Source organism: Ramlibacter aquaticus (genome assembly GCF_015159745.1).
Lineage (GTDB): Bacteria > Pseudomonadota > Gammaproteobacteria > Burkholderiales > Burkholderiaceae_C > Ramlibacter > Ramlibacter aquaticus.
Genome location: NZ_JADDOJ010000046.1, coordinates 1 through 24,513, shown reverse-complemented (window position 1 = coordinate 24,513; position 24,513 = coordinate 1). Strand labels below are relative to the sequence as shown.

The 24,513-nt window shown below is 70.1% G+C and carries 16 protein-coding genes; 10 read left to right on the top strand and 6 right to left on the bottom strand.

The genetic code is table 11. The features are described from left to right. The first annotated feature begins 28 nt into the window (after nt 1-28). Genes pepN through IM725_RS12160 form a run of 3 tightly spaced genes read left to right on the top strand, consistent with a single transcriptional unit; the run spans nt 29 to nt 5,003 of the window. A complete protein-coding gene (gene pepN / locus IM725_RS12170; RefSeq protein WP_193780867.1) occupies nt 29-2,683 on the top strand; it encodes an aminopeptidase N in 2,655 nt (884 codons plus the stop codon). Nucleotides 2,684-2,708: 25 nt separating this feature from the next. Then, on the top strand, nt 2,709-3,713 hold the full coding sequence (locus tag IM725_RS12165; RefSeq protein WP_193780866.1) for a class 1 fructose-bisphosphatase: 1,005 nt from the start codon (nt 2,709-2,711) through the stop codon (nt 3,711-3,713). 18 nt (nt 3,714-3,731) lie between these two features. Continuing rightward, nucleotides 3,732-5,003, top strand: a complete 1,272-nt coding sequence (locus IM725_RS12160) for a 6-phosphofructokinase (protein ID WP_193780865.1) — start codon at nt 3,732-3,734, stop codon at nt 5,001-5,003. Nucleotides 5,004-5,018: 15 nt separating this feature from the next. Here IM725_RS12160 and IM725_RS12155 read toward each other — a convergent pair whose 3' ends face one another. The 5 genes from IM725_RS12155 to IM725_RS12135 are packed head-to-tail and all read right to left on the bottom strand — an operon-like array spanning nt 5,019 to nt 12,435. Then, on the bottom strand, nt 5,019-6,824 hold the full coding sequence (locus IM725_RS12155) for a DUF885 domain-containing protein (RefSeq protein ID WP_287066624.1): 1,806 nt from the start codon (nt 6,822-6,824) through the stop codon (nt 5,019-5,021). After that, a complete protein-coding gene (locus tag IM725_RS12150; RefSeq protein WP_193780864.1) occupies nt 6,821-8,722 on the bottom strand; it encodes a S8 family serine peptidase in 1,902 nt (633 codons plus the stop codon). The genes IM725_RS12155 and IM725_RS12150 overlap by 4 nt, the downstream gene beginning before the upstream one ends. Beyond that, the gene (locus IM725_RS12145) at nt 8,719-10,419 is read right to left on the bottom strand and encodes an ABC transporter ATP-binding protein (protein ID WP_193780863.1); all 1,701 of its coding nucleotides are present in this window, start codon (nt 10,417-10,419) and stop codon (nt 8,719-8,721) included. Before IM725_RS12145 ends, IM725_RS12150 begins: the two co-directional genes overlap by 4 nt. Nucleotides 10,420-10,423: 4 nt before the next feature. Then, nucleotides 10,424-11,491 carry an ABC transporter permease gene (locus tag IM725_RS12140; RefSeq protein ID WP_227753776.1) on the bottom strand — a complete coding sequence of 356 codons (1,068 nt, stop codon included), beginning with the start codon at nt 11,489-11,491 and terminating at the stop codon, nt 10,424-10,426. A 5-nt stretch (nt 11,492-11,496) separates the two neighbouring features. Then, nucleotides 11,497-12,435, bottom strand: coding sequence for an ABC transporter permease (locus tag IM725_RS12135; RefSeq protein WP_193780862.1), 939 nt, complete (start codon nt 12,433-12,435; stop codon nt 11,497-11,499). Between the two features lie 119 nt (nt 12,436-12,554). On the opposite strand from IM725_RS12135, the gene IM725_RS12130 reads away from it, so the two are divergent. From IM725_RS12130 to IM725_RS12100, 7 genes are all read left to right on the top strand, one after another. Continuing rightward, nucleotides 12,555-14,378 (top strand): ABC transporter substrate-binding protein, encoded by a 1,824-nt coding sequence (locus IM725_RS12130; protein ID WP_193780861.1) that lies wholly within the window; start codon nt 12,555-12,557, stop codon nt 14,376-14,378. Between the two features lie 5 nt (nt 14,379-14,383). Continuing rightward, nucleotides 14,384-16,018 (top strand): peptide ABC transporter substrate-binding protein, encoded by a 1,635-nt coding sequence (locus tag IM725_RS12125; RefSeq protein WP_193780860.1) that lies wholly within the window; start codon nt 14,384-14,386, stop codon nt 16,016-16,018. A gap of 72 nt (nt 16,019-16,090) precedes the next feature. Continuing rightward, the gene (gene oppB / locus IM725_RS12120) at nt 16,091-17,011 is read left to right on the top strand and encodes an oligopeptide ABC transporter permease OppB (protein ID WP_193780859.1); all 921 of its coding nucleotides are present in this window, start codon (nt 16,091-16,093) and stop codon (nt 17,009-17,011) included. Next, nucleotides 17,011-17,940 (top strand): ABC transporter permease, encoded by a 930-nt coding sequence (locus IM725_RS12115; RefSeq protein ID WP_193780858.1) that lies wholly within the window; start codon nt 17,011-17,013, stop codon nt 17,938-17,940. The genes oppB and IM725_RS12115 overlap by 1 nt, the downstream gene beginning before the upstream one ends. 2 nt (nt 17,941-17,942) lie before the next feature. Continuing rightward, on the top strand, nt 17,943-18,953 hold the full coding sequence (locus IM725_RS12110) for an ABC transporter ATP-binding protein (RefSeq protein WP_193780857.1): 1,011 nt from the start codon (nt 17,943-17,945) through the stop codon (nt 18,951-18,953). Further along, nucleotides 18,953-19,936, top strand: coding sequence for an ABC transporter ATP-binding protein (locus tag IM725_RS12105; RefSeq protein WP_193780856.1), 984 nt, complete (start codon nt 18,953-18,955; stop codon nt 19,934-19,936). Before IM725_RS12110 ends, IM725_RS12105 begins: the two co-directional genes overlap by 1 nt. Next, on the top strand, nt 19,933-21,285 hold the full coding sequence (locus IM725_RS12100; protein WP_193780855.1) for an MFS transporter: 1,353 nt from the start codon (nt 19,933-19,935) through the stop codon (nt 21,283-21,285). The genes IM725_RS12105 and IM725_RS12100 overlap by 4 nt, the downstream gene beginning before the upstream one ends. Nucleotides 21,286-21,542: 257 nt before the next feature. On the opposite strand, the gene IM725_RS12095 is transcribed toward IM725_RS12100, so the two are convergent. Beyond that, nucleotides 21,543-24,206: a TonB-dependent receptor gene (locus IM725_RS12095; protein WP_193780854.1), complete on the bottom strand. Its 2,664-nt coding sequence runs from the start codon at nt 24,204-24,206 to the stop codon at nt 21,543-21,545. Nucleotides 24,207-24,513 lie beyond the last annotated feature (307 nt).

The following is a 24,513-nucleotide window of genomic DNA, read 5'->3' as shown; positions in this document are numbered from 1 at the left end:
CCCAGGGTGGCACATTCAGGAGCGTTCCATGCGTGAAGGCCAGAACCACGTGATCTACCGCGCCGACTACCAGGCGCCTGCCTACTGGATCGAGACCGTCGAGCTCTGCTTCGACCTGGACCCGGTGAAGACCCGGGTGCTCAACCGCATGAAGGTGCGCCGCAACCCCGAAGTTGCGGCGCAGCCCCTGCGCCTGGACGGCGAGGAGCTGAACCTGGCGCGCGTGCTGGTCAACGGCCAGGGCACCTCCTTCAAGCTGGACGGCAACCAATTGGTGCTGGAGAACCTGCCCGAGGGCCACGAGCCCTTCGAGCTGGAGATCTTCACCACCTGCGCGCCGGCCAAGAACACCAAGCTGATGGGGCTGTACACCAGCAACGACAGCTTCTTCACGCAGTGCGAGGCCGAGGGCTTCCGCCGCATCACCTACTTCCTGGACCGTCCGGACGTGATGGCCAGCTACACGGTCACGCTTCGCGCGGACAAGAAGAAGTACCCCGTGCTGCTGTCCAACGGCAACCTGGTGGACCAGGGCGAGCTGGAGGACGGCCGCCACTTCGCCAAGTGGGTGGACCCGCACCGCAAGCCCAGCTACCTGTTCGCGCTGGTGGCCGGCCAGCTGGTCGCGCGCGAGCAGCGCATCACGGCGCGCAACGGCCGCGAGCACCTGCTGCAGATCTTCGTGCGGCCCGGCGACCTGGACAAGACCGAGCACGCGATGAACTCGCTCATGGCCTCCATCGCCTGGGACGAGGCCCGCTTCGGCCTGCCGCTGGACCTGGAGCGCTTCATGATCGTCGCCACCAGCGACTTCAACATGGGGGCGATGGAGAACAAGGGCCTGAACATCTTCAACACGAAGCTGCTGCTCGCCAGCCAGGCCACGGCGACCGACATGGACTTCCTCAACATCGAGTCCGTCGTCGGCCACGAGTACTTCCACAACTGGACCGGCAACCGCATCACCTGCCGCGACTGGTTCCAGCTCTCGCTCAAGGAGGGCCTCACCGTCTTCCGCGACCAGGAGTTCAGCATGGACCTGGCGGGCTCGCCCTCGGCGCGCGCCGTCAAGCGCATCGAGGACGTGCGCGTGCTGCGCACCGCGCAGTTCCCGGAGGACGCGGGCCCCATGGCCCACCCGGTGCGGCCCGACCAGTACCTGGAGATCAACAACTTCTACACGGTCACCATCTACGAGAAGGGCGCCGAGGTCGTGCGAATGATGCAGACCCTGGTGGGCCGCGAGGGCTTCGCCGCCGGCATGAAGCTGTACTTCGAGCGCCATGACGGCCAGGCCGTGACCTGCGACGACTTCGCCCAGGCCATCGCCGACGCCAACCCCGGCTCGCAGCTGGCCGCCCTGCTGCCGCAGTTCAAGCGCTGGTACAGCCAGGCCGGCACGCCGCGCGTGAAGGCCAGCGGCCACTGGGACGCGGCCACCGGCAGCTACACGCTCACGCTGGCGCAATCCTGCGCGCCCACGCCCGGCCAGCCCGACAAGGACCCCTTCGTCATCCCGGTGGCCCTGGGCCTGGTGGGCGCCGACGGCCAGGAGACGGCCAGCCGCCTGCACGTGCTCACACAGGCCAGCGAGACGCTCAGCTTCACGGGCCTGGCCGCCGAGCCGGTGCCGTCCATCCTGCGCGGCTTCTCGGCCCCGGTCATCCTGGACATCGAGTACACCGACGCCCAGCTGCTGGCCCTGCTCGCGCACGACAGCGACCCCTTCAACCGCTGGGAAGCCGGGCAGCGCCTGGGCCTGGCCCGTGCCCTGGGCTTCATCGCACAGGAGGGCCTGGCGCCGGCCGCCCTGCAGCTGGACGCGCCCTACGTGGAGGCCATGCGCAGCGTGCTGCGCCACCCCCAGCTGGACGCCGCCTTCAAGGACCTGGCACTCACCCTGCCCTCGGAAACCTACATCGCCGAGCAGCTGCCCGTGGTGGACCCGCAGCGCGTGCACGCCGTGCGCGAGGCCATGCGCCTGCAGCTGGCGCTGGCGCTGCGCGAGGACTGGGAATGGGCCTACGAGGCCCACAAGGACAACGGCGCCTACCAGCCGGACCCGGTCTCGGTGGGCCGACGCGCGCTCGCGGGCCTGGCGCTCACGCACCTGTGCGTGGCCGCGGTCCACCAGGGCGACACGGTGTGGCCGGGCAAGGCCCTGCAGCGCTTCAAGGACGCGTCCAACATGACCGACCGCTTCAACGCGCTGTCGGCGCTGGTGATCAGCGGCCACCCGCTGGCGGCGAACGCGCTGCAGCGCTTCCACGCCATGTTCCGCCACGAGCCGCTGGTGCTGGACAAGTGGTTCGCGCTGCAGGCCGGCGCGCCCGACCGCGGCGGCAACATCCTGCCGCTGGTGCGCCAGCTGGTGCAGCACCCGGACTTCAGCCTGCGCAACCCCAACCGCGCGCGCAGCGTGATCACCACCTACTGCAATGCCAACCCCGGCGGCTTCCACCGCGCCGACGCCGCGGGCTACGTGTTCTGGAGCGACAAGGTGATCGAGCTGGACGCCATGAACCCGCAGGTGGCCGCCCGCCTGGCGCGCGCCATGGACCGCTGGCGCAAGCTGGCCGAGCCGCTGCGCAGCGCCGCGCGCGAGGCCATCGCCCGCGTGGCCGCGCGGCCCGAACTCTCCAACGACGTGCGCGAGGTGGTCACCCGCGCGCTGGCCGACTGACCCCCCGCAAAGGAGCCCGATTCCCATGGCGCAACGCATCTCCCTCACCCGCTGGCTCGTCGAGAAGCAGCGCGTCCAAGGCCACCTGTCCGCCGAGCTGCGGCTGCTCGTCGAGATCGTGGCCCGGGCCTGCAAGGGCATCAGCCACGCGGTGAACAAGGGCGCCCTGGGCGGCGTGCTGGGCAGCGCCGAGAGCGAGAACGTGCAGGGCGAGGTGCAGAAGAAGCTGGACATCATCGCCAACGAGGTGCTGATCGAGGCCAACGAGTGGGGCGGCCACCTCGCGGCCATGGCCAGCGAGGAGATGGATGGCATCTACCTGGTGCCCAACCGCTACCCGCAGGGCGAGTACCTGCTGCTGTTCGACCCGCTGGACGGCTCCTCCAACATCGACGTCAACGTCAGCATCGGCACCATCTTCAGCGTGCTGAAGAAGCCCGAAGGCCAGGCCGGCGTGACCGAACAGGACTTCCTGCAGCCGGGCACCCGGCAGGTCGCCGCCGGGTATTGCATCTACGGCCCGCAGACCACGCTGGTGCTGACCACCGGCCATGGCGTGGCGGTGTTCACGCTGGACCGCGAACAGGGTTCCTTCGTGCTCACCGACGAGAACGTGCGCATCCCGGCCGACACCAAGGAATTCGCGATCAACATGAGCAACATGCGGCACTGGGACGAGCCGGTGCGCCGCTACATCGACGAATGCCTGGCCGGCAAGGACGGCCCGCGCGGCAAGGACTTCAACATGCGCTGGATCGCCTCCATGGTGGCGGACGTGCACCGCATCCTGACCCGTGGCGGCGTGTTCATGTACCCCTGGGACAAGCGCGAACCCAACAAGCCCGGCAAGCTGCGCCTGATGTACGAGGCCAACCCCATGGCCTGGGTCGTGGAGCAGGCGGGTGGCGCGGCCACCAACGGGCGCGAGCGCATCCTGGACATCCAGCCGCAGTCGCTGCACGAGCGCGTGTCCGTGGTGCTCGGCTCGAAGAACGAGGTCGAGCGCGTCACGGCCTACCACGCGAAGTAAGCACACCAGGGAGGCCCCATGGCCACGAAGACGCAGAAGAAGAACGCGTTCTATGCCCAGTCCGGCGGCGTCACCGCCGTCATCAACGCCTCGGCCTGCGGCGTGATCCAGACGGCGCGTGCGCACCGCGACCGCATCGGCAAGGTCTACGCCGGGCGCAACGGCATCATCGGCGCCCTCACCGAGGACCTGATCGACACCAGCCGCGAGAGCGCCGCCACGATCGCCGCGCTGCGCTCCACGCCCTCGGGGGCCTTCGGCTCCTGCCGCTACAAGCTCAAGTCGCTGGAGACCCACCGGCGCGAGTACGAGCGGCTGATCGAGGTCTTCCGCGCGCACGACATCGGCTATTTCTTCTACAACGGCGGCGGCGACTCGGCCGACACCTGCTACAAGGTGAGCCAGCTGTCCGAGGCCATGGGCTACCCCATCCAGGCCATCCACGTGCCCAAGACGGTGGACAACGACCTGCCCATCACCGACTGCTGCCCGGGCTTCGGCTCGGTGGCCAAGTACGTGGCGGTGTCGGCGCTGGAGGCGTCCTTCGACGTGCGCTCCATGGCCAAGACCTCGACCAAGGTCTTCGTGCTGGAAGTGATGGGCCGCCATGCGGGCTGGATCGCGGCGGCCGGGGGCCTCATCGAGGACCATGGCATCCCCGTCGTCGTTCTGTTCCCCGAGATCGAGTTCGACCCGCAGAAATTCCTCGCCCGCGTGGACAGGCTGGTGAAGGAACACGGCTACGTGACGGTGGTGGTGTCGGAAGGCTGCCACTACCCGGACGGGCACTTCCTCGCCGAGCAGGGCAGCCAGGACGCCTTCGGCCATGCCCAGCTCGGCGGTGCGGCCCCGGTGGTCGCGAACATGATCAAGGACACGCTGGGCCACAAGTTCCACTGGGCGGTGGCCGACTACCTGCAGCGCGCCGCGCGCCACATCGCCAGCAAGACCGACGTGAAGCACGCCTGGGAGCTGGGCGCCGCGGCGGTGAAGCTCGCACTGCAGGGCCACAACGCGGTGATGCCCACCATCGACCGCCTCTCGGACGCGCCCTACCGCTACAGGATCGGCGTGGCGCCGCTGGCCAAGGTGGCGAACGTGGAAAAGTTCATGCCGCGCAGCTTCATCAAGCGCGACGGCTTCGGCATCACCGACAAGTGCAAGGCCTACCTCAAGCCCCTGATCCAGGGCGAGGACTACCCGGCCTACAAGGGCGGCATGCCGGTGTACGCCACGCTGAAGAACCTGCCCGTGCCCAGGAAGCTGCCGGCCTTCGAGCTCGGCAAGTAGCAGGCGCGCGCGGCCTCAGGCCGCGTGCTGCTTCTCGGCCGCGATCCAGGCCTGCACCTGGTGCTCCAGCACGTCCAGCGGCAGGGCGCCGCTGTCCAGCACCAGGTTGTGGAAGCGGCGCAGGTCGAAGCGCTCGCCCAGGGCGGCATGGGCCTGCTCGCGCAAGGCCTTGAAGCGCAGCGCGCCCACCATGTAGCCCAGTGCCTGGCCGGGGTCGGAGATGTAGCGGTCGACCTCCGACTCCACGAAGGACCTGTCCATGCCGGTGCGCTCGACCATGAAATCGATGGCGCGCTGCCGGCTCCAGCCCTCGGTCTGCAGGCCGGTGTCCACCACCAGCCGCGCCGCGCGGAAGGCGCGCCACTGCAGGTGCCCGAACAGGCTGGTCGGCTCCTCGTACATGCCGACCTCGCGCGCCAGGGTTTCGGCGTACACGGCCCAGCCCTCGACGAAGGCGGTGTAGCCGGCCTCGCGGCGGAACTCGGGCAGGCCGCGCAGTTCCATGGCGCGCGCGATCTGCAGGTGGTGGCCGGGCACCGCCTCGTGGGCCACCAGGGTGGCCATGCGCCACTTGGGCCGGCTGCGGAAGCCCACGGCATTGGCATTGAAGAAGCCGGCGCGGCTGCCGTCCAGGGCCGGGCTCTCGTAGTACTCGGCCGTGTCGGGGCCCATGTGCGCGGGCATGGCCTTCACGCCGTAGGGGATGCGCGGCAGCTCCGCGAACAGCCGCGGCAGCTGGGCGTCCAGGCGCTTGGCGATGTCGCGGTAGCCGGCCAGCAGCGCCTGCGGGCTCTCGTGGTACTGGTGCGGGTCGGCCAGCAGCTGGGCGACGTAGGCGCTGAATTCACCGCGGAAGCCGGTGCTGCGCATCACCGTTTCCATCTCGGCACGCAGCGAAGCCAATTCGCGCAGGCCGATCTCGTGGATCTCGCGCGGCGCGAGCGACGTGGTGGTCGAGGTGCGGGCGACGAAGGCATAGGCGTTCTCGCCGCCGGGGTAGCTCGCCAGTGCGCCCTGCTCGGGCGCACGCGGCAGGTAGGTGTCGGCCATGAAGGCGCGCAGGGCGCGCAGCGCGGGCACCACGCGGGTCTCGATCTGCCCGGCCGCGGCGGTACGCAGGCGCTGCTGCTCGGCGGCCGGGATGGCCGCACCCAGGCGCCGCAGCGGCTCGAACCAGGGGCCCGTCTGCACCGGCTGGGCGAGCTGCTCGTCCAGCTGCGCCAGTGCACGGCGCAGCACCTCGCGCGGGCTGACCCAGCCCAGCGCCATGCCCTCGCGCAACTGCGCGAGCTGGCCCTCGACCACCGCGGGGTAGCGTGCCAGGCGCAGCAGCAGCGCTTCGGCCTGGGCCAGGGTGTCCACGGGCACGCGCTGCAGGAAGCCGGACAGGTCCACCTGCGGGCCACCCATGCTGCCGATGAGCATGCCGCGCCAGCCGGTGAAGGCCTGCCCTTCGACGGCGTCCTGCAGGCGGCGCACGAAGAGGTCCAGGGAGACCTGGTCGACCGGCGGCAAGGCCTCGCGCGGGATGGCCCGTGCCTCGGCCAGCCAGCCGCGCACGGCCGCGTCCTCCTCCGCCCGGGCCGCGAGCGAGGTGTCGGTCCAGCGGTCGTTGTAGCGCAGGTCGCCGCGCAGCGTGGCCTCTTCGGGATGGCGCCGGGCCTGCGCTTCCCAGTAGCGCTGGAACAGCCCGTGCAGCATCACGGCGGGCGGGACCTCGGCCGCGTCCGCAGGGTCGGCCGGGCCGGCGGCGAACGCGGCGGGCCAGGTGCCGGCCCCGCCCAGGGCCAGCAACAGGGTGCGGCGGCGCAGGCCGGTCACAGCGCTGCGCCGGCTTGCGCCAGCGCCTTCTTCGGATCGATCAGCACGCGGCGCCCGTCTTCAGAGCGGTCGGCGGTCTGGCGCATCAGGGCGATGAGCTCGGCCGGCTTGAGCGCGGGGTTCACGGCCAGCAGCTTGGCCGCGAGGTTGGTCACCTGCGGGGCGGCCATGGAGGTGCCCGAGAAGGCGATGTGGCGCCCGCCCGGCACCACGCTGTCGACCTGGTAGCCGTTGGCGTGCAGGGCGACCGTGGGGCCGTAGCTGGTGAAGCCGGTTTCGTCGCCGGCCTGGTCGACCGCGCCCACCACCACCAGGTTGGGCAGCACGATGCCCGAGGGGTAGGCGTCCTGGAAGCTGGGGTCGTTGCCGCTGTTGCCCGCCGAGGCCACGAACAGCACCTCGGGCAGAGCGGCCATGGCCTGGGTGAGCGCCTTGAGGTGGGCCTCGAAATAGCGGCGCGCGATCTCGCGCCGCTCCCGCAGGTCCTTGCCGATCTGGCACTGCTCCAGTTCGACCTCGTAGGCGCGCAGGTTGCCGCCCCAGCTCATGTTGACCACGCGGGCGCCGGTGCCGCGGATGAAATCGGCGTAGCGCGCGAAGTTGTCGGTCGTGCGCGCTTCCAGCGACGGCGTCGGGCAGGGATCGGGCAGCAGCGTGTGGCCGAACTCGATGCGCGCGTTGGCGAGCCGGATGTAGGGGTTGCCGGCGGCCGCGATGCCGGCCACGTGGGTGCCATGCTGGTAGTTGCCCACCAGGCGAAGCTCCTCGATCACCGTCTTGTACTGCTCGGGCGTGAGGGTGGACAGCAGCGTGCGCACGGCCGCCGCCTCCGGGCTGTCGATGTTGGAGCGCAGGTCGGACAGGCCCTTGCTGCGCGCCTGCAGCGCATCCAGCCGCGGCAGCAGCGCGGGCGGGATGGGCCGCAGCGGCGAGGCGGAGGGCCTGGCCTCCAGGTCGAAGGCGATGAAGGCGGGCTGGCCGTCCCGTTCGACCAGGCGGCCAGGAAACAGCGAAGTGTCCACCCCGCTGTCCCAGATCACGACCTTGACCGGCGTGAAGTTGCGGCCCGGCGGCAAGGCCGCGTCGCGTGCCGCCCAGATGTCGGGCTTGTCGACCTTGTGCGCGGCGAGGTAGGCCTTGTAGGTGGCGGCGAAGACCTCCTTCAGGGGCAGCACGTACTCCAGCACGTAGCGCGTGGAGATGACGCCGGGCGCGAGGTCGGAGCTGAGCGCGCCGCTGCGGTCGGCCACCGGCTGCAGCACGTTGCGCACCGAGCCCATCGCCAGGCCTTCGCCGATCTGCTCGGCCGAGGCCTTGGCGCCCTGGATGTCGTTGCGCACCACCAGGAAGGGCAGCGGCTCCAGGGCCGCCGCGAGCTGCCGTCCGACCTCGGCCGCGAACTCCGGCGAGCGCCGGTTGCCGACCTTGCGCGCGGCCGCGACGATGGCGCGCAGCTGCAGGCCGGTGAGCAGGCGCTCGGCGGGCTTTTCCTGCAGGGTGCGAATCTCGTCGGCCAGGTGCAGGGCATCGTCCCAGCGCTCTTCCAGCAGGGCCGCCTGGGCCAGGGTGTTCAGCAGCTGGCGGTGGGTGGACTTCTCGGCGATGTCGTAGCGGTCCAGCACGGACTGCGTGTCACGCTGCACGGCCCCGGAGAAGGCGGCGAATTTCTGCGGGTCGCGCACTAGCGCTTCCACGCTGCCCTGCACCGGGTAGCTGAAGCGGGGCAGCTCGTCGGCCTTGGTGATGCGCTGTCGCAGCACCTGCACCTGCGCCGGCGCCGCTGCGGCAGCCCGCGCCTGGCCCACCGCGATGCCGGGCAGCAGGGGCGCGGCCAGCCCGAGGAACAGGCCCGCGGCGAGCGCGGGCCGGGACAGGAGGCGAAGGGCTCGGTTCGTCATGCGGCGGCGCGGGCGGGGGCATGCGCGGCCAGGCCGCGCGGGATGGCGGCAAGCAGCTGCCGCGTGTAGGGATGCTGCGGGTTGGCGTAGATCGCGCCGGCCTCGCCGCGCTCGACGATCTCGCCTTTGTTCATGACCAGGATGTCGTCGGCCATGTACTTCACCACGGCCAGGTCATGGCTGATGAACACGTAGCTGAGGCCGAATTCCTCCTGCAGGTCCAGCAGCAGGTTGAGCACCGTGGCCTGCACGCTGACGTCCAGCGCGCTGACGCTCTCGTCGCAGACGATGATCTCGGGCTGCAGCGTGAGGCAGCGGGCGATGGCGATGCGCTGGCGCTGGCCCCCGGAAAATTCGTGCGGGTACTTGCCGAAGGCCTCCGCCGGCAGGCCCACCTTGCGCAACCAGCCCAGGGCCAGCCGCGCGCGCTCGTCCTCGTTCGCGCCGATGCCGTGGATGCGCATGGGCTCCATCAGGATCTGGCCGATGGAGAAGCGCGGGTTCAGGCTGGCGTAGGGGTTCTGGAAGATGATCTGGATGCGGCGGCGCAGCGGCTGCAGCGCGCGCGGGCCCAGGGTGGCCAGGTCCTGGCCCTCGAACAGGATGCGGCCGGCGCTGGCCTGGGTGAGCCGCGTGAGCATCATGCCCAGCGTGGTCTTGCCCGACCCCGACTCGCCCACCACGCCCAGCGTGCGGCCGCGGTGCAGGCTGAAGTCGGCGTCGCGCACGGCCTCCACCTCGCGCCGGCGCAGCAGGCCGGTGCGCAGGCGGTAGGCCTTGCGCAGCCCCTGGACCTGGACCAGCGGCTCGCCCTCGGCGGGCCGGCTGGGACGCTCGCGCGTGTCCACCGGCTTGCTGGCCATGATGTCGTCGATCACCGGCAGGCGGCGCGGGCGGGCGTCCAGGCGCGGACGGCAGGCCAGGAGCGCGCGGGTGTAGGCGTCCTGGGGCGCGTCGAAGATGCGCTGCACCGGGCCGGCCTCTCGCACCTCGCCGTGGCGCATCACCACCACCTCGCGCGCCACCTCGCCCACCAGCCCCAGGTCGTGGCTGATGAACAGCATGCTCATGCGGTGCCGCTGCTGCAGCCGGGCGAGCAGGTCCACCACCTGGCGCTGCACGGTGACGTCCAGCGCGGTGGTGGGCTCGTCGGCGATCAGCAGCTGCGGTTCGCAGGCGATCGCGATGGCGATCATCACGCGCTGCTGCTGGCCGCCCGAGAGCTCGTGCGGGTAGGCGTCCAGCCGGGCCCGCGCCTCGGGGATGCCGACCTCGTCCAGCAGCTCCAGGCTGCGGTCGCGCGCGGCGCGCGCGCCCAGGTCGGTGTGAATGCGCAGCACCTCGGCCACCTGCGCGCCCACCGTGAGCACCGGATTGAGCGAACTCATGGGCTCCTGGAAGACGACGGAAATCTCCTTGCCGCGCAGGCGGCGCATCTCCTCGGGCGAGGCCTGCGCCAGGTCGCGGCCGCGCAGCAGGATGCGGCTGGCCGGGTCGACCTCGGCGTTGGGCGGCAGCAGGCGCACGATGCTCATCGCGCTCACGCTCTTGCCGCTGCCCGATTCGCCCACCAGGGCCACGGTGGTGTTGGCGGGGATGTCGAAGCTCACGCCACGCACCGCCTCGAAGCGTTCGCCCCCCATGCGGAAGCCCACGCGCAGGTCGCGGATCTCGATCAGCTTGTCGTCCATGGGCATGCCTTCAGCGCAGCTTGGGGTCCATCGCGTCGCGCAGCGCGTCGGTGAGCAGCGCGAAGGCGGTGACGAAGACCGCCATGAAGGCGGTGGCGGCGGCGAGCTGCCACCACTTGCCCAGCACCAGCTCGGTCTGGGCCTCGTTCAGCATGGTGCCCCAGCTGACCATGTCGATGGGCACGCCCATGCCGAGGAAGGACAGGATCACCTCGGCCTTGATGAAGCCCACCACCGACAGGCTCAGCTGCACCAGCACCACGTGGCTCACGTTGGGCAGGATGTGGCCGAACATGCGCGAGAGATGGCCCGCACCGATGGCCTCCGCGGCCCGCACGTACTCGCGCGAACGGTGCTTGATGTACTCGGCCCGCACCAGGCGGTAGATGCCGGTCCAGCCGACCACGCCGAGGATCACGACCACGGGCACCAGCGTGCCGTCCAGGCTGCGCGAGAGCGGCCCCGACTTGAACACCGCGGCCAGCGCGAAGATCAGCAGGATGTAGGGCACGGCGGTGAACACGTTGTAGAGCCACTCCAGCGCGTCGTCGATCCAGCCGCCGAAGTAGCCGGCCAGCGCACCCAGCAGCGTGCCCACCACCGTGGCCAGCAGCGCCGCGAAGATGCCCACCAGGATGGACACCTGCGCGCCCTTGATCGCCTTGGCGAGCACGTCGCGGCCCAGGCGGTCGCCGCCCAGGGGCAGCGTGAGCTGGCGCGGGGCCTCGACGGTCTTCACCTGGGCCGCACGCCGCGCCCACTCGGCGTAGCGCGGGGCGAGCGGGTCCACGGCGGAGATGTCGTCCACCGGCAGCTTCTCCTCGCTGCGCTGGGCCTTGGCCGCCGGGTCCGCGCCCAGCAGGGTGGGCGGGGCGAAAGGCACGCCCACCTCCTGCTGCCAGTGGCGGGCCACCAGGCCGGCCTGCGCCAGCAGCACGAGCACCATGAAGGCCAGCACCACGGCGAGCGAGGCCAGGCCCACGCGGTCGCGCCGCAGCCGGGCCCAGGCCTGGGCCCAGGTGCCCGGGGAGCGCGGCAGGGCCTCGACCTGCGCCTGGGGCAGCGGCTCGGACAGCAGCGCGCTCACTGGAACACCACCCGGGGATCGACCCAGCGGTACAGCAGGTCGGTAATCAGGTTGATGACCATGGTGAGGGCCGCCAGGTAGACCGTGGCGGCCTGGATGACGGGGTAGTCGCTGCGCCCCACGGCCTGGAACACCTCGCGGCCCAGGCCCGGAACGGAGAAGAAGACCTCGATCAGGAAGGAGCCGATGAAGATGCCGGGCAATTGCGTGGCCACGTTGGTGAGGATGGGGATGAGCGCGTTGCGCAGCACGTGGCGGAACAGGATGGTGCGCTCGGGAACGCCTTTGGCGCGGGCGGTGCGAACGTAGTCCTGGCCGATCTCGTCGAGGAAGAAGCTGCGGTACAGGCGCGTGTTGGGCGCCAGGCCCACCAGCACCGCCAGGGCCACCGGCAGGGGCGCGTACACGAACAGGTTGGTCAGCGTGCTGGTGCTCCAGCCCTGTACCGGGAACCAGCCCAGGCGGAAGGCGAAGAGGTACTGGCCGAGGATCACGTACACCAGGAAGCTCACCGAGAGCGCCACCGTGCTCAGGACCATCACGGCGCGGTCGGTCAGGCTGCCTCGCACGTAGGCGACCGCCATCCCGCAGCCCACGGCCAGCAGCAGGTCCAGCACCAGGATGGGCAGCATGATGGTCAGGGTGGCGGGCAGCCGGGTGGCGAAGATCTGGCTCACCGGCTCCTGGGTGGCCCAGCTGCGACCCCAGTCCAGGGTGAGCACCTGCCGGGTGAACAGCCACAGCTGCTCCAGCAGGGGCCGGTCCAGGCCGAGCTGGTGCCGGATGGACGCCACCTGCTGCGGCGTGGCCCGCAGGCCGGCCAGGATTTCCGCCGGGTCGCCCCCGAAAAACTTGAACAGCAGGAAGACCAGAACAATGACCCCCGCGAGCGTGGGGATCATCTGGGCGATGCGCCTGGCGATGAAGGTCGGCATGGACACCTTGTGGGATCGCCGCGGGTGGGCGGCTGGACCTTAGGGATAACCGCTCATGGCGGTCCTCTGGGCGCGGATTATGCTTCGCCCTCCTTTCGTCCATCTAGGTGTTTCCTACCATGAACATCCGACACTGGGTCCGGGCCACCAGCCTGGTCCTGGCACTGGGCGGCCTCCTCGCGCAGCAACCCGCTGCCGCGGCCGGCCCGCCTCCCGCCGAAAAGGTCTTGCGCTACGCCTTCAACGTGGCCGAGACCGGCTTCGACCCGGCCCAGGTCAGCGACCTGTATTCGGCCCGGGTGATCGCCAACATCTTCGACCGGCCCTACAAGTACGACTACCTGGCCCGCCCGGCGCAGCTGCGCCCCAGCCTCGCCGAGGCCATGCCCGTGGTGTCGCCCGACTACCGCACCTGGACCTTCCAGCTGCGCAAGGGCATCTACTTCGCGGACGACCCGGCCTTCCACGGCCGCAAGCGCGAGCTGACCGCGGCGGACGTGGTCTACAGCTTCAAGCGCTTCTTCGACCCGGCCACCAAGAGCCCCTACTACGACACCCTGGCCGGCCTGAAGCCGGTGGGGCTGGAGGCGCTGCGTGCCCGGGCCGAGTCCTCCGGCCACTTCGACTACGACGCCGAGGTGGAGGGCGTGAAGGCCCTGGACCGCTACACCGTGCGCTTCCAGCTCGCCGAGCCGCGGCCCCGCATGCTCTACCAGCTGGCCGATTCCCTGACCGGCTCGGTGGTGGCCCGCGAGGTGGTGGAAACCTACGGCGACCGCATCATGGAGCACCCCGTGGGCACGGGCGCCTTCATGCTGCAGTCCTGGCGCCGCGCCTCGCAGCTCACCCTGGTGCGCAATCCGAACTTCCGCGAGGAATACTTCGACGGCACGCCGGCCGCGGACGATGCGCAGGCGCAGGCGATCGCCGCCCGCTTGCGCGGCCGGCGCCTGCCCATGGTGGACAAGGTGGTGATCTCCATCATCGAAGAGAACCAGCCGCGCTGGCTGGCCTTCCTGAACGGCGAGCACGACCTGGTCGAGCTGCCCGCCACCTTCGTCAACCAGGCCGCGCCGAACGGCACGCTGGCGCCCAACCTCGCCAAGCGCGGCATCGGCATGGCGCGCGTGCCCTCCACCGACGTCACCATGCTGTTCTTCAACATGACGGACAAGGTGGTCGGCGGCTACTCGGCCGACAAGGTGGCGCTGCGCCGCGCGATCGCGCTGGCGCTGAACAGCGAGGAGGAAGTGCGGCTGCCGCGACGCGGCCAGGCCATCGTGGCCCAGAGCTTCATCATGCCCAACACCTCCAGCTACGACCCGAAGTGGCGCACCGAGATGGGCAGCTTCGACCCGGCGCGCGCGGTGGCGCTGCTGGACATGTACGGCTACACCGACAAGAACGGCGACGGCTGGCGCGACATGCCCGACGGCAGCCCGCTGGTGCTCTACTACGACAGCAGCGGGCGCTCGGACAGCCGTGAGCTGGACGAGGTCATGAAGAAGAACCTGGACGCCATCGGCATCCGCCTGGTGCTGCGCCTGGGCCAGTGGCCCGAGCAGCTGAAGGCGGCGCGCGCCGGCAAGCTGATGGTGTGGGCCCTGGGCGACGCGGGCACCTCGCCGGATTCGGCCGAAGTGCTGCAGTACATGTACGGCGGCGCCATCGGCGAACTCAACTTCGCGCGCTTCTCGCTGCCCGCCTACGACGCCCTCTACCGCAAGCAGCAGCTGATGCCGGAAGGGCCCGAACGCGACGCCGTGCTGCGCGAGGCGAACCGCCTGCTGGTGGCCTACATGCCCTACAAGGCGCGGGTCCACCGGGTGCTGACCGACATGTGGCAGCCCTGGCTGGTAGGCTACATGCGACACCCGTTCGCCCGCGACTTCTGGCGCTACGTGGACATAGACACCGCCCGCGAGTCCGAAGCGCGTCCCTGACAACCATGCAATCCATCGACACTTTCCTGCGCGCGCGCGCCGGCCGCCTGCTGCTGGCCCTGGCGGCCGCCGCCTGCGTCCCGTTCCCGGCCGCGGCCCTCACCCTCCCGCCCGGCGTGGTGCTGAACCCCACCCAGACCCTGGTGCGCAACAACGGCTCCGAGCCCGAAACCCTGGACCCGGCCCTGGCGGAATCCGTGGGCGCCAACAACATCACGCGCGACCTGTTCGAGGCCCTCACGGCCAACGATGCCGAGGGCCGGATCGTGCCCGGCCTCGCCGAGCGCTGGGAGCAGAAGGACCCGCTCACCTGGGTCTTCCACCTGCGCGGCAATGCACGCTGGTCCAACGGCGAGCCCGTCACGGCGGGGGACGTGGTCTACGGCATACGCCGCTTCCTGGACCCCAAGACCGCCTCGACCTACGCCAGCACCTATGGCGTCTTCCTGAAGAACGGCCTGGAGGTGGCCACCGGCAAGCTGCCGCCCGAGGCCGTGGGCGTGAGCGCCCCCGACCCGCTGACCGTGGTGGTGCAGACGCCCTACCCCGTGACCTTCCTGCCGGGCGTGATGTCCAACAACAACCTGGGCCCCATCTACCGCAAGGCCGTCGAGCAGTGGGGCCGCAACTGGACCAAGCCCGGCAAGATGGTGAGCAACGGTGCCTTCGTGCTCAAGCAATGGGTGGTGAACGGCCGGGTGGTGCTGGAGAAGAACCCGCTGTACTGGAACGCGGCCGGGGTCTACATCACGCGGGTGTCCTACCTCGCCGTGGACGACGGCAACGCCGACGTGAAGCTGTACCTGGCGGGCCAGAACGACTGGGTCGAATCGCTGCCGCCCGGCACCTACGCGCACTACAAGGCCCAGCTGCCCAACGAGATCCGCAACGCGCCCATGCTGGGCATCCGCTACTACTCGTTCCAGACGCAGGACCCGGTCTTCAAGGACGTGCGCGTGCGCAAGGCCCTGACCATGGTCCTGGACCGCGACGTGCTGGCGGAGAAGATCACCGCCGACGGCCAGTTGCCGGCCTATGGCCTGGTGGTGCGCGGCATGGAAGGCGCGAGCATCGACACCTACGAATGGGCCCACTGGCCCATGGAAAAGAAGGTCGCCGAGGCCCGCCGCCTGCTGCAGGAAGCCGGCGTGAAGCCGGGCACGCGCTACACCCTGGCCTACAACACCAGCGAATATCACAAGAAGATGGCGATCTTCGCCCAGTCGGAGTGGAAGACCAAGCTGGGGCTGGACATCGAGCTGGAGGCGATGGAGTTCAAGGTGCTGCTCAAGAAGCGTCACGACGGCACCTTCCAGCTGGCGCGCAACGGCTTCATCGCCGACTACAACGACGTCACCAGCTTCCTGGCCCTGGTGCGCTGCGACTCCGACCAGAACAACAACTTCAACTGCAACCGCAAGGCGGAGGCCTTGCTGGAGCAGGGCCTGCAACAGGTCGACCCGGCGCGGCGCAAGCAGCTGCTCGACGAGGGCATCCACATGATCATGGAGGACTACCCCATCGTGCCCTTGCTGCAGTATTCACTGCCGCGTTTGGTAAAGTCCTACGTAGGCGGGTACTCGCTGCAGAACGCGCAAGATCGCTTCCGCAGCCAGGACCTCTACATCATCAAGCACTGACGCGCGCCACCCGCGCGTTCCCTGTTCCGCCGGCGCGCCACCCGCGCGCCCGGCCCATTGATCGAGTGAGCCATGTGGTCCTACACCCTGCGGCGCCTGCTGGCGCTGATTCCCACGCTGCTGGCGGTGATCACCGCCAGCTACTTCCTGGTGCACGCCGCGCCGGGCGGCCCCTTCGACAACGAGAAGGTGGTCTCGGCCGCGGTGCTGGCCAACCTGCAGGCCAAGTACCACCTGGACCTGCCGCCCTGGCAGCAGTACCTGTACTACCTGCGCAACCTGCTGCACGGTGACCTGGGCGCCTCCTTCCGCTACGCCGACTGGACCGTGAACGAGCTCGTGGCCGCGGCCCTGCCGGTCTCGCTGGCGATTGGCGGCATCTCCATGGTGCTGTCCTTCTTCATCGGCGTGGCCATGGGCATAGGGGCCGCACTGCGCCAGAACCGCTGGCTGGACACGCTGCTGATGCTGGTCGCCAACGTGGGCAGCGTGGTGCCCTCCTTCGTCATCGGGCCCCTGCTGGTGCTGGTGTTCGCGCTCGGGCTGCACTGGCTGCCGGCCGGCACCTGGGACGACTTCGCGCCCAGCTACCTGGTGCTGCCGGTCGCCCTGCTCACCATCATCAACGTCTCCACCGTCGCACGCGTGATGCGCGGCAGCATGATCGAGGTGATGCACAGCAACTTCATACGCACGGCGCGGGCCAAGGGCCTGCCCACGCGCACCGTGGTGCTGCGCCATGCGCTCAAGCCCGCGCTGCTGCCCGTGGTGTCGCTCATGGGCCCGCTGGCCATTGGCTCCATCACCGCCGCCCTGGTGACCGAGACCGTGTTCACCCTGCCGGGCATCGGCAAGCTGATCGTCAACGGCGCCGGCAACCGCGACTACACGCTGGTGCTGGGGCTGGTGGTGCTCATCACGCTGATCGCCGTGGCGCTCAACCTCCTGGTCGACCTGGCCTACGCCGCGCTCGACCCCAAGATCCGCTACTGATGGACACCCGCGTGCAAACCTCCAGCGCGGCCCGCCAGGCCCTCATCGACAGCGCCGCGCGCAACGCCGGCGCGGCCCCCGCGGGCCGCAGCCCCTGGGACGACGCCCGCGCCCGCTTCAGGCGCAACCGCGCCGCCGTGGTCAGCCTGGTCATCCTGGTGGCGGTGACGGTGGCCTGCGTGGTGGGCCCCTGGCTGCTACCCAACGCCTACGACAGCGCCGACTGGGACGCCATCATGCAGGCGCCCAGCCTGCACGGCTGGCACCTGATGGGCACCGACGATTCGGGCCGCGACCTGCTGGTGCGCTGCCTGGTGGGCGGCCGCATCTCGCTCATGGTGGGCCTGCTGGCGACGCTGTGCTCGGTCGCCATCGGCATCGCCTGGGGCGCCACCGCCGGCTTCCTGGGCGGCAAGGTCGACGGGCTGATGATGCGCATCGTCGACATGATGTACGCCATCCCCTACCTGCTGATCGCGATCCTGCTGGTCACCATCCTGGGGCGCGAGTTCTACCTGGTGGTGCTGGCGATCACCGCCTTCTCCTGGATGGACATGGCCCGCGTGGTGCGCGGCCAGACGCTCTCCCTGCGCACGCGCGAATTCGTCGAGGCCGCGCGCGCCACCGGCGTGCCCACCTGGCGCATCATCGCCTCGCACATCGTGCCCAACCTGATGGGCGTGGTCGTCATCTACACCACGGTCACGGTGCCGGGCGTGATCCTCACCGAGTCGGTGCTCTCGTTCCTGGGCCTGGGCATTCAGGAGCCCATGACCAGCTGGGGCGTCCTGATCGAGGACGGCGCGCGCCTGATGCAGCTCGCGCCCTGGATGCTGGTGTTCCCGGCGCTGATGCTCTCGGTGACCCTGTACTGCTTCAACTTCATCGGCGACGGCCTGCGCGACGCGCTGGACCCCAAGGAACGCTGACCATGGCCGCACCCTCTCCCCTGCTGCAGGTCGACAACCTCAGCGTCCGCTTCGACACGCCCGACAGCGCTGTGCATGCGGTCAACGGCGTCTCCTTCGCGCTGGAGCGCGGCCAGACCTTCGGCATCGTCGGCGAAAGCGGCTCGGGCAAGAGCCAGACCATGATGGCGCTGATGGGCCTGCTGGCCGCCAACGGCCAGGCCAGCGGACGCGCCCTGTTCAATGGCCAGGACCTGCTCACCCTGCCCGAGCGCGAGCTCAACCGCGTGCGCGGCGACCGCATGGCCATGATCTTCCAGGACCCCATGACCTCGCTGAACCCCTACCTCACGGTGGAGCGGCAGATGACCGAGGTGCTGGAGCTGCACAAGGGCCTGACGCGCCGGGCCGCGCTCGCCCTGGCCATCCAGACCCTGGAGCAGGTGCGCATCCCGGACGCGCCGCGCCGCATCCGCATGTATCCGCACGAGTTCTCCGGCGGGATGCGCCAGCGCATCATGATCGCCATGGCCCTGTTGTGCCAGCCGGACCTGCTCATCGCCGACGAGCCCACCACGGCGCTGGACGTGACCGTGCAGGCGCAGACCCTGCAACTGCTGCGCGAGCTGCAGCGCGACTTCGGCACGGCCATCATCCTCATCACGCACGACCTGGGCGTGGTGGCCGGCCTGTGCGACCAGGTCATGGTGATGTATGGCGGCCGGGTGATGGAACAGGGCAGCGCCGACAGCATCTTCTACCGGCCCACGCACCCCTATACCGTGGGCCTGCTGGGTGCGGTGCCCCGCCTGTCGCAGGAAGGCGGCCGCCTGCTGGCCATCCCGGGGCTGCCGCCCAGCATGGCGCGCCTGCCCGCCGGCTGCCCCTTCAGCGAACGCTGCGGCCTGGCGACCGACCGCTGCGTCACCGAACGGCCGCCGTTGGTGCCGCTGGCCGCCGACGCGCAGGTGCTGCGCGCCTGCCACCGCGACCCGTCCGAGGTGGCGCAGCTGGCCGAAGAGGTGGTCTCGTGATGAACGCCGACGCCCCCCTGCTGGCCGTGCGTGACCTGCACGTGGAATTCAGCGTGCGCGGCGAGGGCCTGCTGGCCCCCAGGCGCACGCTGCGCGCGGTCAACGGCGTGAGCTTCGAGATCCGCCCCGGCGAGACCTTGGGCATCGTGGGCGAGTCCGGCTGCGGCAAGTCGACGCTGGCGCGCGCCATCCTCAACCTCGTGCCCTCGCAGTCGGGCAGCATCGCCTGGATGGGCCAGGAGATGCGCGGCGCGGGCGCGTCGCAGTGGCAGGCCGTGCGCCGCCACGCGCAGATGGTCTTCCAGGACCCGCTGGCCTCGCTCAACCCGCGCATGAACGTGGCCCAGATCGTGGGCGAGCCGCTGCGCACGCACCGGCCCGAGCTCTCCGCGGCGCAGGTGCGCGAGCGCGTGGCCGCCATGCTGGACCGCGTGGGCCTGGGCGCGGCGCACCTCAACCGCTACCCGCACGAGTTCTCGGGCGGCCAGTGCCAGCGCATCGGCATCGCCCGCGCCCTCATCCTGGAGCCCAGGCTGGTGGTGTGCGACGAGCCGGTGTCCGCGCTGGACGTCTCCATCCAGGCCCAGATCATCAACCTGCTGCAGGACCTGCAGCAGGAGATGGGCCTGGCGCTGGTCTTCATCGCGCACGACCTGGCGGTGGTGCGCCACGTCAGCCAGCGCATCCTGGTGATGTACCTGGGCCGGGTCATGGAGCTGGCCGCGAAGGAGGCGCTCTACAGCCAGCCGCGTCATCCCTACACGCAGGCGCTGCTGGCGTCGGTGCCCATCCCCGACCCGCGCCTGGAGCGCGCGAAGAAGGTGCAGCTGCTGCAGGGCGAGCTGCCTTCGCCGCTGGCCCTGCCCGGCGGCTGCGTGTTCCGCACGCGCTGCCCGCGCGCCTTCGACAAGTGCGCGGCCGAGGTGCCGCCGCTGGCCGCGGTCGACGCCCAGAGCCGGGCCGCCTGCTGGCTGTACGAATGAAGCGCGGCGACCCGGGCGAGGGCGAGCCGGGCGCCGCGTCGCCCGACCCGTCGCCAGCGCCCGCGCCCACCCAGGGCGGGCGCTGGCGCTGGCCCTGGACCCTGCCGCCGGACGACCTGCTGCGCGACCGGCTGTACCGACGGCTCTGGCTCTCCATCCTGACCAGCGGCTTCGGCGCGCAGATCACCATGCTCGCGATCCCGCTGACCGCGGCGGTGCTGCTGCACGCCACGCCCACCCAGATGGGCCTGCTCACCTCCATGGAGCTGGCGCCCTTCATCCTGTTCTCGCTCCCCACCGGCGTCTGGCTGGACCGGGTGCGCAAGCTACCGGTCTATGTCGCGGGCGAGCTGGCGGTGGCGGTGGTGCTGGCGTCCGTGCCCGCCGCCTGGGCGCTGGGGCTCTTGTCCATTCCCTACCTGTACGCGGTGTCCTTCGTGATCGGCTGCGTGTTCACCACCGCCGGGTCCGCCTCGCAGATCGTGCTGACCCAGATCGTGCCGCGCGAGCGCCTGGTCGAGGCCCATGCCAAGAATGCCCTGGCGGGCTCCCTGGCCGAGGTCACGGGGCCCGGCGCGGCGGGCGCGCTGATCCGCCTGGTCGGCGCGCCCCTGGCCCTGCTGGCCGACGCGGCGCTGCTGCTGGGCAGCGTCGCCATCCTGCGCGGCCTGCGCATCGACGAAACGCCGGGCGGCCCGGGTGACGCGGCGCGCTTCTGGGGCGCGCTGCGCGACGGCCTGCGTTTCGTGTTCCGCGTGCGCATGCTGGTCACCATGGCGGTGATCGTGGGGCTGTGGCAGTTCTGCCACCAGGCCGCGATGGTGGTGCAGATCCTCTTTGCCACGCGCGAACTCGGCCTGGACGAGAAGCAGGTCGGCCTGTGCTACGTGGGGCTGGGGCTGGGCACCATCACGGCGGGCTCGCTGGGGCGCCGCATCGCGGAGCGCATCGGTGTCGGCCGCAGCCTGCTGTGCGGCCTGGCGGTCTGCGGCCTGGGCTGGCTGCAACTGGCCTTCGCGCCCGCCACGGCCCTGGGCGTCGCCAGCTTCGTGCTGATGCTGGCGTGCTTCGGCTTCGGCGCCGTGCTCATCTTCATCAACTTCCTCGCCCTGCGGCAGGCGCTCACGCCCGCGCCGCTCCTGGGCCGCATGACCAGCACCATGCGCTGGCTGATCCTGCTGCCCTCCATCCCCGGGGCGCTCGCGGGCGGCTGGGTGGGCGAGCATGCCGGGCTGCGCATGGCCTTGGCGCTGGGCGGCGGCGGCGCCCTGCTCGTCGCGGCGGCCGGGCTGCGCTTCAGCGGCCTCGCCCGGCAGCGCCAGCTGCCCGAGGCCACCGCGAGCACCTGAGCGCCGGCCGCAGGTGTTCGCAGGCGGTTGCAGGCTGTGGCACGCGGTCGGCGCGGTCGCCGCGGTCGCCGGGGTCGCCGCGTTGTGCCCCCGTTCCAAAAGCATGGGCTCCTGCCCTGCGGATCGACGCGCCGAGTGGCATCGCCAGGTACACATCGCACGCCCAAAAAAAAGCCACCGCCGAAGCGGTGGCTCGTGCTGCACTGCGGGGCCTGCCCACCGCCCCGGCGGGGCCGGGGGGCGGGCCTGCGCCGGGATCAGAACCGGTAGGTTCCGCGCAGGTAGAAGGTGCGGCCGAAGGGATCGGCGACGCGCGGGTCGTAGCCGAGCTGGAAGGTCGCGGTCTGGTTCGAGAAGGGCGGAGCCTGGTCGAACAGGTTGCGGATGCCGGCGGTCAGCGTCAGCGCCTTGGTGGGCGAGTACGAACCGAAGACGTCGATCACCGACCAGTCGCCCGTGCGGCCACCGTTCTGGTCGTCGTAGCCGCGCTTGAAGCGGTTGACCAGGCCAGCCGACCAGTTCGCCGTCGCATAGGTCAGCGACGCGGTGTACTGCCAGCGGACGATGGGGCCGCCGCCGGACACCGTGGTGATGCCGGTGTAGGCACCTGCACCACGGAACCACTCGCCACCCGACTCGGTCTGGTAGTCATAACGGCTGACGTAGGTACCGGCCATGCGGAAGGTGGTCGACGCACCGTTGTCCAGCTTCCAGCGGTAGGACGTCGTCAGGTCCACGCCGCTGGTGATCAGGCTGCCCAGGTTCTGGGTGTTCAGCAGGACGTAGCCGCAGTTGGAGCCCGGGCACTGGGTACCGTCGTAGGAGAGCGAGCCGTCAGGCGCGCGCTTGAACTGCGACGCGTACTTGGTGGGGTCGCCGAACACCGAGGTGTCGGTCAGCGAACCGATCTGGTCGTGCAGCACCACCCACCAGAAGTCCAGGCCGAAGTCGAACTGTTGCGCGGGCTGGACCACGAAGCCCAGCGAACCGCTCTTGGACTTCTCGGGCTTCAGCTTGGTGTTGCCACCGGTCAGGGCCTCGAACTGCTGCTGGCAGGCGTTGGACGGGCTGCCATTGACGCAGCGCACCGGGTCGTCCCAGGTGTTCGCCGTGTTGGTGAACGTGGGCGAGGCGTACAGGTCGAACAGCGAGGGCGCGCGGAAGCCGCTGGACACGGAGCCGCGCACCAGCAGGGGATCCACCGGCTGCCAACGCACCGACAGCTTGGGGTTGAAGGTGCTGCCGAAGTCGTTGTAGTGGTCGTAGCGCGCGGCGGCGGTGGCCTCCAGGCGCTTGGTCACCGGCACGTTCAGCTCGGCGTAGACGGCGTAGACCTTGCGCGAGCCGCCGTTGTTGAGCGTCGGGTCGAAGCCGCTGCTGGCGACGACCTGGCTGGCGATCGCGGCGTTGGCGTTCTGGTGGTACTGCTCGCGGCGGAACTCGGCGCCCACGGCCAGCGCCGAGTTGCGGCCGGAACCGAACCAGTCACCCAGTTCGCGGCTGGCGTGGCCGTCCAGGGTCACGGTCTGGCCCTTGGCGGTCCACAGCGGGCCCAGCACGCCGGCGGAAGCGATCACCGCCTGGCCCGCGGCGTCCTGCTGCGTGGTGAAGGGGTTCAGCGTGCCATCGGCCACGGCCGGCGTGATGATGTCGCCGTTGGTGTAGCCACCGGTCAGGAAGTTGGTGATCTTGTTCTCGTTGTACGAGAGGCCGGTCGCCCAGTCCCAGGCGCCGGTCGAGCCCTCCAGCGAGCCCAGCAGACGCTGCTGCTTGTTCTCGCTGCGGTCCGCGCGCGGGCCGTTCGGCACGTCACGCCAGCGGGCGTCCAGGGGCTGCGTGGGGTCGATGCCAGCGTCCGCCGGGGGGGCGGGGACGATGCCGTTGCCCGGGTAGTAGCGGGTGCCGGGGTTCACCGTCAGGGCCGCGAAGGGCACCGGGGCGATGTTCGTCCAGACCTTGCTCTGGCTGCCGAAGTACTCGAGGGCCGCACGGGTGTCGCCGCCCAGGTTGAAGGTCCCGCGCACCAGGCCGGAAGTGCGCTCGCTCTTGGGGATCAGGTCGACCCAGTTGGCGTAGGCATAGCGGCAGTAGGTGCCGGCCGACACTTCGAAGGGGCCGGTACAACCGGGCGCGTCCACGCCGTAGTTGTTGCCGCCCTGCGAGTAGCTGCCGGGGTAGCCGGTGCCCGAGGTCTTGAGGCTGGCCGACGCCCGGGTGTAGTCGCGCTGCTGGGTGGTGATCGGGTCCTGCTTCTGGTAGTCGATGAACCCGAACAGGTTGTACTTGTCCTTGTCCAGGTCACCCAGGCCGTAGCCGATGTTCAGGTTGGCCGACTTGCCGCCCGCGTGCTGGGGCTGGCTGTACTGCGCCGAGGCGACGCCGCCGGTGAAGTCCTTGCGGGTGATGAAGTTGATCACGCCGCCGATGGCGTCGGTACCGTACAGCGAGGAGGCGCCGTCACGCAGCACCTCGATGCGGTCGATGGCGGCCAGCGGGATCATGTTCAGGTCGGGCGCCGAGCTGTCGGCCGCGTTGTTCGCGATGCGACGGCCGTTCAGCAGCACCAGGGTCTTGTTGGCACCCAGGCCGCGCAGGTTGGCGAAGGAGGCGCCGCCCGAGGCCGAGCCGACCGCACTGGAGGTGCCCACCAGCGACTGGTTGCCGGCGAGCGTGTTGACGATCTCCTCGACGGTCGTCAGGCCCTGCTTCTTGAGGTCCTCGGTCTTGAGGACCGTGATAGGCACCGCGGTTTCCGCGTCGACACGGCGGATCGCGGAGCCCGTGACCTCGACGCGCTGCAAATCCTGGGATGTCTGCTGCGCAAGGGTCTCTTGCGCAAACAGCATCGCCCCGGTGCCGCACATCGCCATGATGATGGCGCGTGTGACGACCGATTTCCTAAAGTTTGGACCGGTATTCATGTGTTCTCCAGACAGTGCCAGCCTAAAAAAAGGAGGCAGGGCCTCGGGAGCCCTGCCCGCTGTGCGGACGCGGGAGCACCTTGTTTGCACTCCCTCCCATCCAACATCGCTTTTTACACAACTGACACATGCGCGTCACTTCACTGAAACCCGAAAGTCCATGTTTTGTTGCCGAAATACGTATGCGTCCGGCCAAGTCACCTTGACGGCTGCCGGCCTACGGTGAGGACCCTCAGGCCGACGGTGCCCAGCGATGCGGAAGCAGTTCGTCGATCCGGCTGGCCGGGTGTGTCGGCAACCGCTCGAG

What these genes read in the sequence shown, in the direction of transcription:
- pepN (WP_193780867.1), top strand. Translation starts at nt 29, where the DNA reads ATGCGTGAAGGCCAGAACCACGTGATCTACCGCGCCGACTACCAGGCG.
- IM725_RS12165 (WP_193780866.1), top strand. Translation starts at nt 2,709, where the DNA reads ATGGCGCAACGCATCTCCCTCACCCGCTGGCTCGTCGAGAAGCAGCGC.
- IM725_RS12160 (WP_193780865.1), top strand. Translation starts at nt 3,732, where the DNA reads ATGGCCACGAAGACGCAGAAGAAGAACGCGTTCTATGCCCAGTCCGGC.
- IM725_RS12150 (WP_193780864.1), bottom strand. Translation starts at nt 8,722, where the DNA reads ATGACGAACCGAGCCCTTCGCCTCCTGTCCCGGCCCGCGCTCGCCGCG.
- IM725_RS12145 (WP_193780863.1), bottom strand. Translation starts at nt 10,419, where the DNA reads ATGCCCATGGACGACAAGCTGATCGAGATCCGCGACCTGCGCGTGGGC.
- IM725_RS12135 (WP_193780862.1), bottom strand. Translation starts at nt 12,435, where the DNA reads ATGCCGACCTTCATCGCCAGGCGCATCGCCCAGATGATCCCCACGCTC.
- IM725_RS12130 (WP_193780861.1), top strand. Translation starts at nt 12,555, where the DNA reads ATGAACATCCGACACTGGGTCCGGGCCACCAGCCTGGTCCTGGCACTG.
- IM725_RS12125 (WP_193780860.1), top strand. Translation starts at nt 14,384, where the DNA reads ATGCAATCCATCGACACTTTCCTGCGCGCGCGCGCCGGCCGCCTGCTG.
- oppB (WP_193780859.1), top strand. Translation starts at nt 16,091, where the DNA reads ATGTGGTCCTACACCCTGCGGCGCCTGCTGGCGCTGATTCCCACGCTG.
- IM725_RS12115 (WP_193780858.1), top strand. Translation starts at nt 17,011, where the DNA reads ATGGACACCCGCGTGCAAACCTCCAGCGCGGCCCGCCAGGCCCTCATC.
- IM725_RS12110 (WP_193780857.1), top strand. Translation starts at nt 17,943, where the DNA reads ATGGCCGCACCCTCTCCCCTGCTGCAGGTCGACAACCTCAGCGTCCGC.
- IM725_RS12105 (WP_193780856.1), top strand. Translation starts at nt 18,953, where the DNA reads ATGAACGCCGACGCCCCCCTGCTGGCCGTGCGTGACCTGCACGTGGAA.
- IM725_RS12100 (WP_193780855.1), top strand. Translation starts at nt 19,933, where the DNA reads ATGAAGCGCGGCGACCCGGGCGAGGGCGAGCCGGGCGCCGCGTCGCCC.
- IM725_RS12095 (WP_193780854.1), bottom strand. Translation starts at nt 24,206, where the DNA reads ATGAATACCGGTCCAAACTTTAGGAAATCGGTCGTCACACGCGCCATC.